Origin of the sequence: Pseudomonas cannabina (assembly GCF_900100365.1) — a bacterium.
Lineage (GTDB): Bacteria > Pseudomonadota > Gammaproteobacteria > Pseudomonadales > Pseudomonadaceae > Aquipseudomonas > Aquipseudomonas cannabina.
The window spans coordinates 912,463-925,774 of record NZ_FNKU01000001.1 but is presented as its reverse complement, the minus strand read 5'-3'; the positions used below and the strand labels follow the sequence as shown (position 1 = coordinate 925,774).

The following is a 13,312-nucleotide window of genomic DNA, read 5'->3' as shown; positions in this document are numbered from 1 at the left end:
CGGCGAAAGTATATCTGGTGCGGACGGAGAGACTCGAACTCTCACACCTTGCGGCGCTGGAACCTAAATCCAGTGTGTCTACCAATTCCACCACATCCGCATTTCAAACTGTTAAAGCAAAGGCGCCAGACTATGAATCTGGCGCCCTTTTTAATATGGGGTGGACGATGGGGTTCGAACCCACGACCGCAGGAGTCACAATCCTGTGCTCTACCAACTGAGCTACGCCCACCATATTGCATGTGACGGTAAAACTTACTTGCTGTGCCAAAGCTGCCTTTAATGGCGCACCCGGCAGGACTCGAACCTGCGACCATCCGCTTAGAAGGCGGATGCTCTATCCAGCTGAGCTACGGGCACTTATATAATTCGTATTCTTGCGATAACAAACTAAAAGGCTATCAATCACACCGAGCTGATTTGCAACTCTGCCTGACCGAATCAACCAGTGCTAGCTTAACCAGTGCTGGGCTCTGCCCGGCAAGTGCGACGAATCTTATAGACGGCCCCTGGGGTCGTCAACCTTTTTCTGAAAAAAATTCAGCTAGATAAAGGAGTTAGCTGAATAACCGCCGCATGCGCCTTTGCCCTCGCGCCATGTCATGCGAGAATGCGCGCTCATTTTATTTCCTCTCGATGGTTAATCACGCGTCATGACTGCAAAACTAATCGACGGCAAAGCGATCGCCGCCAGCCTGCGCCAGCAGATCGCCAAACGTGTCGCCGAACGTAGCCAGCAAGGCTTGCGTACGCCGGGCCTCGCGGTGATTCTGGTGGGCAGCGACCCCGCCTCTCAGGTTTACGTTTCGCACAAACGCAAGGATTGCGAGGAAGTCGGCTTTATCTCCCAGGCCTACGACCTGCCCGCCGACACCACCCAGGTTGCGCTGACCGACCTGATCGACCGCCTCAATGAAGACCCGGCTGTCGACGGCATCCTGTTGCAGTTGCCTTTGCCTGCGCACCTGGACGCGTCACTGCTGCTGGAGCGCATCCGCCCGGACAAGGACGTGGACGGTTTCCACCCTTATAACGTCGGCCGTCTGGCCCAGCGTATTCCGCTGCTGCGACCGTGCACGCCAAAAGGCATCATTACCCTGCTGGAAAGCACCGGTGTCGATCTGTATGGCCTGGATGCCGTGGTGGTCGGCGCTTCGAACATTGTCGGCCGCCCGATGGCGATGGAATTGCTGCTGGCGGGCTGCACCGTCACCGTGACCCACCGCTTCACCAAGGATCTGGCGGGCCATGTGAGCCGTGCCGATCTGGTGGTGGTTGCCGCCGGTAAACCGGGCCTGGTCAAAGGCGAATGGATCAAGCCGGGCGCCATCGTGATCGACGTCGGCATCAATCGACAGGACGATGGCAAGCTGGTCGGCGACGTGGTTTACGAGACTGCCCTGCCCCGCGCCGGCTGGATTACCCCGGTTCCAGGCGGCGTCGGGCCGATGACCCGCGCATGCCTGCTGGAAAACACGCTGTACGCGGCAGAAACCCTGCACGACTGATCAACCTGTTGCCCCAATGAAAAACGGCACCTGAGGTGCCGTTTTTTTATTCCCGAAAAGCCTTACTTCTTGGCCGCTTCCCAGCTTTTCAGCAGGTCGGCGTAGGCGATGGTTTCACCTTTTGGTTTTTCGTTGGCCAGCTTGCGTTGTGGCGCGAGGAACTTGCCGCCGCTTTGCTCGGCTTTGGAATACCACTCTTCAGCCGACGTTTCAGGATTCATCTTCGGCGCACACTTGCTTTCATTCTGAACCTTGGAACGCTCGATGCGCGTCATGATTGCATCCTGATCCTTGGCCAGACCGTCCAGCGCCTGCTGCGCCGTTTTTTCGCCAGTGACCGCTTCGGCAACGTGGCTCCACCACAGTTGCGCCAGCTTCGGATAGTCAGGCACGTTGGTGCCAGTTGGCGACCACTGAATGCGCGTCGGGCTGCGATAGAACTCCACCAGACCACCCAGTTTCGGTGCCAGTGCGGTCATCTCCTTGGAGTTGATATCCGACTCGCGAATCGGCGTCAGGCCGACGATGGTTTTCTTCAACGAAACGCTTTTCGACGTCACGAACTGCGCATACAGCCAGGCCGCCAGACGTTTTTTCTCATCGGAAGACTTCAGGAAGGTCCACGAACCCACGTCCTGATAGCCGAGCTTCATGCCTTCTTTCCAGTACGGCCCTTTAGGCGAAGGCGCCATGCGCCATTTCGGCGTGCCATCAGCGTTCATGACCGGCAGCCCCGGTTTGGTCATGTCAGCGGTGAAGGCGGTGTACCAGAAAATCTGCTGCGCAACGTTACCCTGCGAAGGCACCGGGCCGGATTCAGAGAAGGTCATGCCTGCCGCTTCCGGCGGTGCATAGGCTTTCAGCCAGTCGATGTATTTCTGAGTGGCGAACACCGCAGCCGGGCCGTTGGTGTCGCCACCGCGGGTGATGCTGGAACCGACCGGATGGCAATCCTCGACGCGGATGCCCCACTCGTCCACCGGCAGGCCGTTAGGCAGGCCCTTGTCGCCGCTGCCTGCCATGGAGAACCACGCATCGGTGAAACGCCAGCCCAGTGATGGGTCCTTCTTGCCGTAATCCATGTGACCAAAGACTTTCTTGCCGTCGATTTCCTTGACGTCTTCGCTGAAGAATTTGGCGATGTCTTCATAAGCCGACCAGTTGACCGGAACGCCCAGCTCGTAACCGTATTTGTCTTTGAATTTTTTCTTCAGGTCAGGACGTTCGAACCAGTCGGCCCGGAACCAGTACAGGTTGGCGAATTGCTGGTCGGGCAGCTGATAGAGCTTGCCGTCCGGCGCGGTGGTGAACGAGGTGCCGATGAAGTCTTTCAAATCCAGGGTTGGAGACGTGACTTTGCTGCCTTCAGGGCTGGCCATCAGGTCGGTCAGAGACATGGCCTTGCCGTAACGAAAGTGCGTACCGATCAGGTCCGAGTCATTGACCCAGCCGTCATAGATGCTCTTGTCCGACTGCATGGCGGTTTGCAGCTTCTCGATGACATCACCCTCCTGCAGCAGGTCGTGGGTGACTTTGATACCGGTGATTTCGGTGAACGCCTTGGCCAGGGTTTTCGACTCGTACTCGTGGGTGGTCAGGGTTTCCGACACCACCTTGATGTCCATACCTCGGAACGGCTCGGCCGCCTTGATGAACCACTCCAGCTCTTTCAATTGCTCGGCATCGGAAAGCGTGCTTGGCTTGAATTCGCTGGCCGCCCACTTCTTCGCCGCATCCTCGTACTGATCCGCCCATGCCGACACACTCAACCCGCTGAGCATGATCATGGTTGCCAGCGTCACGCTATGTTGCAGCTTGTTTTTCTTATTGAACATAGTCATCTCCAGTGTTGCTTTTATGTAGTCCCGCTTTTTCGAATACTGCCGAGCGGATCACGTTGCTGATCACGCCCGACCGCCGCCTAACCCCAACGCATCACCACCAAAAGCCACACCAGGGAAATCCCTGAAGCGACCCAGATATTCCAGTCAGTCACGCCAATGACCAACAAATGCAGGTAGGCGCTGCCCAGAAGGCCAATGAACAAGCGGTCGCCACGCGTGGTGACAATCGGCAGAAGGCCACGGCGCTCGATGCTCGCCGAGCGCAATTCCCACACGGTCATGCCCACCAGCAGCAATCCGATACTGATGAAGAACGCCGCAGTCGGCAGTGTCCAGGACATCCACTCCATTTTCTCGACTCCTCAGACACGACCAAGAGCAAAGCCCTTGACCACGTGGTTGCGAACAAACCAGATCACCAGCATGCCCGGCAGGATGGTCAACACCCCCGCCGCTGCCAGCACCCCCCAATCGATGCCGGACGCGGAGACCGTACGGGTCATCACCGCGGCAATCGGTTTGGCATTGACCGATGTCAGGGTGCGCGCCAGTAACAGCTCGACCCAGGAAAACATGAAGCAGAAAAACGCTGTGACACCGATCCCCGAGCCAATCAGCGGGATGAAAATCTTCACGAAAAATTTCGGAAAACTGTAACCGTCGATGTAGGCCGTTTCATCGATTTCCTTGGGAACGCCAGACATGAAGCCTTCCAGAATCCACACCGCCAGCGGGACGTTGAACAGGCAGTGCGCCAAGGCGACGGCAATGTGTGTATCAAACAGCCCGATGGACGAGTACAGCTGGAAAAACGGCAGCAGAAACACCGCCGGTGGCGCCATGCGATTGGTCAGCAGCCAGAAAAACAGGTGCTTGTCGCCGAGAAAACGGTAGCGTGAAAACGCGTAGGCTGCCGGCAATGCAACGCTCAGCGATATCACCGTGTTCAGGCACACGTAATACAGCGAATTAAGGTAGCCGCTGTACCAACTCTCGTCGGTGAAAATCACCTTGTAGTTGGCCAGGGTGAAATCCTGCGGCCACAGCGTCAGGCCACCGAGAATCTCGGTATTGGTCTTGAACGACATGTTGACCAGCCAGTAGATCGGCACTAGCAGGAACAACAGGTAAATCCACAGCGGTATGATTTTGCGCAGACTCATGACCAGCCCCTTAATTCTTTTCGCTGTGAGTCATGGCGGTGTAGAACACCCATGACACCAACAGAATGATCAGGAAATACACCAGCGAGAACGCCGCCGCCGGGCCCAGGTCGAACTGGCCCAAAGCCATTGTCGTCAGTGTCTGGCTGAGGAAGGTCGTCGAGTTGCCCGGTCCGCCGCCGGTCAGTACGAAGGGCTCGGTGTAGATCATGAAGCTGTCCATGAAACGCAGCATCACCGCGATCAACAACACGCTCTTCATTTTTGGCAACTGGATATGCCGGAAGATGGCCCAGCCGGACGCACGATCGATCCGCGCCGCCTGGTAGTACACGTCCGGAATGGCGCGCAGCCCCGAATAGCAGAGCAACGCGACCAGCGAAGTCCAGTGCCAGACATCGATGACCAGCACCGTTACCCACGCGTCCGAGGCATTGGCGGCATAGTTGTAGTTGATGCCCAGCACGTTGTTCAGCGTGTACCCCAGCAAACCGATGTCGCCACGGCCGAAGATCTGCCAGATGGTGCCGACCACGTTCCACGGGATCAGCAGCGGAATGGTCATCACGATCAGGCACAACGACGACCAGCGGCCTTTGGTGGGCATGGTCAGGGCAATCGCGATGCCCAGCGGGATCTCGATCAGCAGCACGCAGCCCGAGTAGATGAACTGGCGCAACAGCGAATCGTGCAGGCGCGGGTCCTGCAAGACCTGCCTGAACCAGTCGGTGCCCACGAAATAGCGGCTGGACTGGTCGAAGATGTCCTGCACCGAATAGTTGACCACGGTCATCATCGGAATGATGGCGCTGAATGCCACCAGCAGAAACACCGGCATCACCAGCCACCAGGCCTTGTTGTTCTGCACCTTACGCATGGGGCACCTCACTCGCAGGACCGGCTTCAAGCAGGTAATCGTCGGCATACAGCATCAGCCACTGCCCCGGAAAACTGACCCAGGCCTGACCTTGCGGCACCGGCTTGTCTTCCTGCAGACGGACTTTCAGCAACTGGCCGGCCAGTTTCAGGGTGATGATCTTGTACGTTCCCAGGTCCTCGACGTAGGTCACGTCAGCACACATCGCATCGTCATAAGGCACGTCCCAGACGTGCACAAACTCGGGGCGAATGCCGACTTTTAAACTTTTCCACGAGGTATTGGCGAGCTTTTGCTGCAGAGACTCAGGCAGCGGCAGGCGAATGTCGGCAAAACCGACACCACCCGGTTGCGGCGTGACGTCGATCAGGTTCATGCCCGGGCTGCCGATGAAATAACCGACAAAGGTGTGCGAAGGCTTTTCAAACAGCTCGCGAGGTGTGCCGAACTGCACGATCTGTCCGCCATACATGACCGCGATCTTGTCGGCGAAGGTCGAAGCCTCCAGTTGGTCGTGGGTGACGTAGACCATGGTGATGTTGAACTGCTCGTGAATCTGCTTGAGCTTGCGGCGCAGCTTCCACTTCAAGTGCGGGTCGATGACCGTCAGCGGTTCGTCGAAAAGGATCGCCGACACGTCATCGCGCACCAGACCGCGGCCCATCGAGACCTTCTGCTTTTCGTCCGCCGAGAGGTTGCGCGCCTTCTTTTTCAGCAGCGGTTGCAGGTCCAGCACATCGGCAATTTCGTTGACCTTAGTGAGAATCCGCGCCTCGTCCATGCCCTGATTACGCAGCGGGAAGGCCAGGTTGTCGAACACGGTCATGGTGTCGTAGATCACCGGAAACTGGAAAACCTGCGCGATGTTGCGGCGCTCTGGCGGCAGCTCGTTGACCACTTTGGAATCGAACAGCACCTGCCCTTGAGACGGGCTGAGCAATCCCGAGATGATGTTGAGCAATGTCGACTTGCCGCAACCGGACGGTCCGAGCAGCGCGTAAGCACCACCCTGCTCCCAGATGTGGCTCATTTCCCGGATCGCGTAATCCTCGGGGCCAGGGTTGGCGCTGTAACTGTGCGCCAGGTTCTGCAAGCGAATCTCGGCCATCAGGCAACCCTCGCCACACGCAGGCCCGGCGCCTGAATCAGGCCGCCCTGCTGATCGAATACAAATAATTTATGAGTCGGGATGTACACCCGAATCGATGCGTCAACGTCGTAGGCATGCACGCCGGGCAAATGCAGGACCAGCGAGAACAACTCGTTGCGCACATGCAGGAAGGTTTCCGAGCCGCTAATTTCCGCCAGCTCGACCGTGACCGCCAGTTCCAGATCGTCATCATTGGAAGGCACCAGACTCAGATGACTGGGCCGCACGCCAAAGCGGTACTCACCGTCGCCGACTGCACGCAGGTCGACATTGAGCGGGAAATGCACGAAGTTGGCGAAACTGACCTCATTGCCTTCAATGCGCCCCGGCATCAGGTTGATCGGCGGCTCGGAGAACAGCTCGGCCGCCAGCACTGTGGCGGGCCGGTGGTAAACCTCAGGGGTCTTGCCACTCTGCACCACCCGGCCTTCGTGCAGGATGGTGGTGGTGCCGCCCAGCGCCAGCGCTTCGTTGGGCTCGGTGGTGGCGTAAATGGCGATGGTGTGACGAGCTGCAAACAGTTCGCGCATCTCCTGACGCAGTTCTTCGCGCAGCTTGTAGTCGAGGTTGACCAGCGGCTCATCGAACAGAATCAGCTCGGCATCTTTGACCAGCGCCCTGGCCATCGCCGTGCGCTGTTGCTGTCCGCCAGACAATTCGAGCGGGTGGCGTTGCAGGTATTTCTCGATACGCAGCATCTTCGCCGTTTCCTGCACGCGGCTGTGGATCACGTCCCTGGACAGACCCGCCTGGCGCAGTGGCGATGCGATGTTTTCAAACACCGTCATGCTCGGGTAATTGATGAACTGCTGATAAACCATCGAGACGTTGCGCAGACGAACCGGTCGTTGTGTGACATCGACGCCGTTCATCAGCACGCGTCCGGTATCGGGCTTGTCCAGCCCGGCCATCAGGCGCATCAGGCTGGTCTTGCCGGACAGGGTTCGCCCCAGCAGAACGTTGAATGATCCCGGCTCAAAGCTCAGGGAAGCGTCGTCGATCCAGATCTGGCCATCGACGGCGCGACTGACATGCTCCAGCGTGAGTGACATGGCGTGCCCTTTTGTTGTTTTTTTCTTCAGGGTGAATGCGTGGCTCTTTGCCAATAGCGACATTCGTGCCAGATCAACGATATTCGAGCCAAGGCCCGAAACAGAGCGTTCGCCCGTATCCAGGTGACCAAAGCCATTTCGCAGTTGAACAAAACTGAACAGAAAATATTGAACAACTGAACAAAATGAACATTGACTTTGAGCAATTCTGAACGACACTGGACGGACGTTGCGGGCAAGGATGGTCACGCTGACGGGACCTAAAAACAAAAACAACACGTCATCTTCGCAGGCATCCTCATGTCTCAATCCAGCGCTTCGCTTGCTCACGACATCATCATTCAGGATTCATGGACTCGCTGCCGGGACTTCGGTCTCAGCCATCAGACACGTCCGTCGTTTGGCCAACTGCCCGGCGCAAAGGTCTCCCGGCTGCTGGAACGCCATCACGGGCTGGTGCAAACCACCCATCAGGAGGTGTTGCCGGTCTATGAAAACATCCTCAGCAACTCGAATTGCCTGATCATGCTGGCTGACCCCCAAGGCCAGTTACTCAGGTCGTGGGGCAATCAGCGTTTCGTCGAAGCTTCGCAAACCCAAGGCTTCATGGCCGGGGCCAGTTGGAGCGAATGCGGCACCGGCACCAACGCCATCGGCACAGCGCTGGCTTGCGAACAGGCGATCCATATCGAGCCGGATGAACACTTTCTCAAGGCCAACCGCTTCATGACCGGTTCTGCTTCGCCGATCTTCGATGCCGACCGACGCATCATCGCCGTGCTGGATGTGTCCAGCGACAGCTTCCTGCCGCCCTCGCACACGTTGGGCATGGTCAAGATGATGAGTCAGTCGGTGGAAAACCGCCTGATCCTCGATCAGTTCCGCGACACCCACTTCCAGTTGATCTTCAACACCGGCCTGAACAACCTCGACAGCCAGTGGGCGGGCCTGCTGATTTTCGATGAGAGCGGCCGGATTGTGTGTGCCAACCGACGTGCCGACAATTTGCTGGGGACCAGGCTTTCAGGCGTCAATATCGAAACGCTGTTCAAGTGCCCGATCCTGCAATTGCTCAGCGAGACGGAGGCGCGGCCGTTCGCGCTGCATGCATTTGGCAACAATCGCTTTCAATGTTTGCTCAAGCGTCCGACCCGCAAGCCGCTCAAGCTGTACAGCGTTCAGTCTGTTCAGCCTGCTGTGGTGCCGCGAAGTCTAGATCTGGAAGCAATCAGCCTGGGCGACGCGAACGTTGAAAAAGCCGTGCTGCAAGCCCGGCGTTTGCTGGAAAAAGACATCCCGTTGTTGATTCACGGTGAGACCGGGGTGGGTAAGGAAGTGTTCGTCAAGGCGCTGCATCAGTCCAGCTCACGCGCCAGTCAACCGTTGATCGCCGTCAATTGCGCAGCGATCCCCGCCGAACTGGTCGAGGCCGAGCTGTTCGGCTATGAAAGGGGCGCGTTTACCGGCGCCAACCAGAAAGGCAGCATCGGCCTGATCCGCAAGGCCGACAAAGGCACGCTGTTTCTCGACGAAGTCGGCGACATGCCGATGCCGGTGCAGGCGCGATTGTTGCGCGTGTTGCAGGAACGCTGCGTTCAGCCGTTGGGCAGCAGCGAATTGTATCCGGTGGACATACGCCTGATATCTGCCACCAATCGCAGTTTGCGCGAGCAGGTGCAGGCGGGGCACTTTCGTCAGGATCTTTATTACCGGGTCAGCGGCCTGAGCATCGAGCTGCCACCCTTACGCGAACGCACTGATAAACATGCCTTGATCCAGCGTATCTGGGAGCGGCACCGCGACGCACATCAACGGACGGGGTTTTCCAGAGAAGTGCTCGAGCTGTTTGAACATCACCCTTGGCCGGGCAATATTCGCCAGCTCAACAGCGTGATTCAGGTGGCGCTGGCATTGGCGGATGAACAGCCGATCAGTACCGAACACTTGCCGGCAGATTTTCTGCTGGATATGAGTATGGATGAGGAATGCCGGGGGCCTTTGGAGGCCGGTCCGTTGCCATGCAGACAGCCATCGACGGAAAACCTGAGCCACCAGTTGCAGGCGGCTGGCGGAAATATTTCACTGCTGGCGAAGCAGTTGGGCGTGAGCCGCAACACGCTGTATAAGCGGTTGCGGGAACAGCGGATTGTTTAGTCTCGTGCCAATGCCCTGCGCTATGCAACGGTCCTGAAAAGGCCGCAAAACAGGCTTCTGCCCGGAGGGTGTAGGAGCCGGACCGGGCGACGCTTCGCTTGTCCGCGATGGGCTGCGAAACGGCCCTGAAACCGTTCACCCCGGTACCGTCTGATGTACCGTATGCATAGGTTTTGCTGCCGGTTCCCGGCAGTTCGCGGACAAGTCCGCTCCTACAAAAATCGGCAGTTCGCGGACAAGCGAAGCGTCGCCCGGTTTTTCCGGGCTCAGCCTGTGTTTATCAGTCCGCCAGACGCCAGGTCGTGCCGCCTTTGCCGTCTTCCAGAAGCACGCCCATGGCGGTGATCTGGTTGCGGATTCGGTCGGACTCGGCCCAGTCTTTGGCTGCACGCGCTGCCAGACGCGCCTGAATCAGCGCTTCTACCTCTGCTGCATCGACCCGCCCTTCCGCGCCTGCGCGCAAAAAGTCGTCGGCTTCCAACTGCAACACGCCGAGCACGCTGGCCAGTTGCTTCAAACGCGCCGCCAGACCCGCCGCTGCCGCAACGTCGGATTCACGCAGACGGTTGATATCGCGGACCATCTCGAACAGCACAGCACAGGCTTCAGGCGTGCCGAAGTCGTCATTCATTGCAGCGCTGAAACGCTCGACGAACGCCTCTCCACCCGCTGGTTCGGCAACTGGCAACCCCTTGAGCGCATGATAGAAGCGCTCCAGTGCGGCCTTGGACTCACGCAGGCTGTCTTCGGAGTAGTTGATCGCGCTGCGGTAGTGGCTCGACACCAACAGGTAACGCACCACTTCCGGGTGGTATTTCTCCAGCACATCGCGAATGGTGAAGAAGTTGTTCAAGGACTTGGACATCTTCTCGCCATTGATGCGAATCATTCCGCAGTGCAACCAGGCATTGGCGTAGGTCTTGCCAGTGGCCGCTTCGCTCTGGGCGATTTCGTTTTCATGATGCGGAAACTCGAGATCGCTGCCGCCGCCGTGAATGTCGAAGGTGTCACCCAGGCAGCAGGTGGACATCACCGAGCATTCGATGTGCCAGCCCGGACGCCCGGCGCCCCACGGCGACTCCCAGCTCGGCTCGCCGGGCTTGACGCCTTTCCAGAGCACGAAGTCCAGCGGATCTTCCTTGGACTCGTCCACTTCGATGCGCGCGCCGATGCGCAGGTCTTCGATCTTCTTGCGCGACAGTTTGCCGTAACCCTGAAACTTGCCGACCCGGTAATACACGTCGCCGTTACCCGGCGCATACGCATAGCCCTTGTCGATCAACGTCTGGATCATCGCGTGCATGCCGGGAATGTGATCGGTGGCACGCGGCTCCATGTCGGGCTTGAGGATATTGAGGCGCGCCTCGTCCTCATGCATGGCATCGATCATGCGGGCCGTCAGTGCGTCGAACGACTCACCGTTGTCCCGCGCACGATTGATGATCTTGTCGTCAATGTCGGTGATATTGCGCACATAGGTCAACTCGTAACCGCTAAAGCGCAACCAGCGGGTCACCAGATCGAACGCAACCATGCTGCGGCCGTGGCCCAGGTGGCAGTAGTCATACACGGTCATCCCGCAGACATACATGCGCACCTTGTTGCCATCCAGCGGCTTGAAAACTTGTTTGCTCTTGGTGAGCGTGTTGTAGATAGAAAGCACTGGCTCCCCCCTCAAACGTACAGCATCAGGTCCAGGAATCCCGCAGCGTCACCGTGCGGTTGAAGACGGGTTGACCCGGTTTCGAGTCCTTGATGTCCGCGCAGAAATAACCTTCGCGTTCGAACTGGAAACGGTCTTCCGGTTGCGCTTGCCCCAATGAAGGCTCGGCACGACAACCGGTCAGTACTTGCAGGGAATCGGGGTTGATGTTGTCCAGAAAGCTGGCACCGTCTTCGGCTTTCTCCGGGTTCGGGGAACGGAACAGGCGATCGTACAAACGCACTTCGCATTCAACGCTTTCTGCCGCTGGCACCCAGTGCACGACGCCCTTGACCTTGCGGCCTTCCGGGTTCTTGCCCAGCGTGTCCGGGTCATAGGAGCAACGCAGTTCGACGATGTTGCCGTCGGCATCCTTGATCGCTTCGTCGGCACGAATCACATAGCTGCCACGCAGACGCACTTCGCCATTCGGCTCCAGACGCTTGTAACCTTTTGGCGGCTCTTCCATGTAATCGTCGCGGTCGATATAGATTTCCCGCGAAAACGGCAGCTCGCGCACGCCCAGATCTTCTTTCGGGTGGCGCGGCAGCTCCAGCTTCTCGACCTGGCCTTCCGGATAATTGGTGATCATGACTTTCAACGGACGCAGCACGCACATGGCACGCGGGGCGCTGTGGTCCAGGTCGTCACGAATGCTGAATTCGAGCATGCCGAAATCGACCACGCCGTCGGAACGGTTGGTGCCGATCATTTCGCAGAAATTGCGAATCGACTTCGGCGTGTAGCCACGACGGCGGAAACCCGACAACGTCGACATGCGCGGGTCATCCCAGCCGTTGACGTGCTTTTCGTCAACCAGTTGCTTGAGCTTGCGCTTGCTGGTGATGGTGTAGTTCAGGTTCAGGCGCGAGAACTCGTACTGGCGCGGCTTGCACGGCACCGGCAGGTTATCGAGGAACCAGTCATACAGCGGACGATGGCTTTCGAACTCCAGGGTGCAGATCGAGTGAGTAATTCCCTCGATGGCATCCGACTGGCCGTGGGTGAAGTCATAGATCGGGTAAATGCACCATTTATCGCCGGTCTGGTGGTGATGCGCATGACGGATACGGTAGATGATCGGATCACGCAGATTCATGTTCGGCGAGGCCATGTCGATTTTGGCGCGAAGTACGCGAGCGCCATCTTCGAATTCGCCAGCCTTCATGCGCGCGAACAGGTCGATGTTCTCCTCGACGCTGCGCTCACGGAACGGGCTGTTCTTGCCTGGCTCGGTCAGGGTGCCGCGGTATTCGCGGGCCTGCTCGGGGGTCAGATCGTCCACATAGGCCTTGCCCGCCTTGATCAGCTCGACCGCCCAGTCGTGCAACTGATCGAAATACTGCGAGGCGTAACGCACTTCACCGGCCCACTCGAAGCCCAGCCACTTGACGTCGCTCATGATGGCGTCGATGTATTCTTGGTCTTCCTTGGCCGGGTTGGTGTCATCGAAACGCAGGTGCGTATCACCACCGAACTCCTTGGCCAGACCGAAATTCACGCAGATCGACTTGGCATGACCAATGTGCAGGTAGCCGTTGGGCTCCGGCGGAAAGCGCGTGATGATTTTGCTGTGTTTGCCCGAATCCAGGTCGGCCTGCACGATCGGACGCAGGAAATTGGTCGGTACGGCTGGGCCTGCCTTGGAGTTGGCAGCGGGTTCTGGAGTCGGCTTGCTCATAAGATCCTTGGGCATACAGTGCGCGGCCGGGGTAGGCCGACTAAATCAAAGCGCTTATCATAGCCGAAGCGGTCAAGCCCCTGACAACAGACTGCGTATTTGACTGTATAAAAGCTGCAAAAGCGGGGAAAAATGTAACCTCGCCTGTAAACTGCGCGTCAGGGTCATACTGCGACCATTC

10 protein-coding genes and 3 tRNA genes are annotated in these 13,312 nt (G+C 58.1%); 2 read left to right on the top strand and 11 right to left on the bottom strand.

The annotated features are described in order from the left end of the window. Positions 1–15 precede the first annotated feature (15 nt). The 3 genes from BLT55_RS04455 to BLT55_RS04445 form a co-directional block, all read right to left on the bottom strand. Positions 16–100: transfer RNA gene (locus BLT55_RS04455), tRNA-Leu, on the bottom strand. A 56-nt stretch (positions 101–156) separates the two neighbouring features. Continuing rightward, positions 157–232: transfer RNA gene (locus BLT55_RS04450), tRNA-His, on the bottom strand. Between the two features lie 51 nt (positions 233–283). Next, a tRNA-Arg gene (locus BLT55_RS04445) sits at positions 284–360 on the bottom strand. Between the two features lie 293 nt (positions 361–653). On the opposite strand from BLT55_RS04445, the gene folD reads away from it, so the two are divergent. Next, complete coding sequence (gene folD / locus BLT55_RS04440; RefSeq protein ID WP_054999501.1) at positions 654–1,508, top strand: bifunctional methylenetetrahydrofolate dehydrogenase/methenyltetrahydrofolate cyclohydrolase FolD; 855 nt, start codon at positions 654–656, stop codon at positions 1,506–1,508. Between the two features lie 62 nt (positions 1,509–1,570). On the opposite strand, the gene BLT55_RS04435 is transcribed toward folD, so the two are convergent. From BLT55_RS04435 to BLT55_RS04410, 6 genes are all read right to left on the bottom strand, one after another. Then, positions 1,571–3,343, bottom strand: a complete 1,773-nt coding sequence (locus BLT55_RS04435) for an ABC transporter substrate-binding protein (RefSeq protein WP_054999500.1) — start codon at positions 3,341–3,343, stop codon at positions 1,571–1,573. A gap of 86 nt (positions 3,344–3,429) precedes the next feature. Beyond that, complete coding sequence (locus BLT55_RS04430; RefSeq protein ID WP_054999499.1) at positions 3,430–3,702, bottom strand: DUF2160 domain-containing protein; 273 nt, start codon at positions 3,700–3,702, stop codon at positions 3,430–3,432. Between the two features lie 12 nt (positions 3,703–3,714). Next, the gene (locus BLT55_RS04425; protein WP_003376266.1) at positions 3,715–4,515 is read right to left on the bottom strand and encodes a carbohydrate ABC transporter permease; all 801 of its coding nucleotides are present in this window, start codon (positions 4,513–4,515) and stop codon (positions 3,715–3,717) included. 10 nt (positions 4,516–4,525) lie between these two features. Next, complete coding sequence (locus tag BLT55_RS04420) at positions 4,526–5,392, bottom strand: carbohydrate ABC transporter permease (protein ID WP_002552729.1); 867 nt, start codon at positions 5,390–5,392, stop codon at positions 4,526–4,528. Beyond that, positions 5,385–6,500, bottom strand: coding sequence for an ABC transporter ATP-binding protein (locus BLT55_RS04415; protein ID WP_054999498.1), 1,116 nt, complete (start codon positions 6,498–6,500; stop codon positions 5,385–5,387). The genes BLT55_RS04420 and BLT55_RS04415 overlap by 8 nt, the downstream gene beginning before the upstream one ends. Next, the gene (locus BLT55_RS04410; RefSeq protein ID WP_054999497.1) at positions 6,500–7,594 is read right to left on the bottom strand and encodes an ABC transporter ATP-binding protein; all 1,095 of its coding nucleotides are present in this window, start codon (positions 7,592–7,594) and stop codon (positions 6,500–6,502) included. Before BLT55_RS04410 ends, BLT55_RS04415 begins: the two co-directional genes overlap by 1 nt. 300 nt (positions 7,595–7,894) lie before the next feature. Here BLT55_RS04410 and BLT55_RS04405 point away from each other — a divergent pair, with 300 nt between their 5' ends. After that, entirely contained in the window at positions 7,895–9,748 is a 1,854-nt protein-coding gene (locus tag BLT55_RS04405) for a sigma-54-dependent Fis family transcriptional regulator (RefSeq protein ID WP_054999496.1), read from the top strand. A gap of 280 nt (positions 9,749–10,028) precedes the next feature. On the opposite strand, the gene cysS is transcribed toward BLT55_RS04405, so the two are convergent. Together cysS and BLT55_RS04395 are read right to left on the bottom strand one after the other, a co-directional pair. Beyond that, entirely contained in the window at positions 10,029–11,411 is a 1,383-nt protein-coding gene (gene cysS / locus BLT55_RS04400) for a cysteine--tRNA ligase (RefSeq protein ID WP_054999495.1), read from the bottom strand. Between the two features lie 25 nt (positions 11,412–11,436). After that, complete coding sequence (locus tag BLT55_RS04395; protein WP_054999494.1) at positions 11,437–13,131, bottom strand: glutamine--tRNA ligase/YqeY domain fusion protein; 1,695 nt, start codon at positions 13,129–13,131, stop codon at positions 11,437–11,439. Positions 13,132–13,312 lie beyond the last annotated feature (181 nt).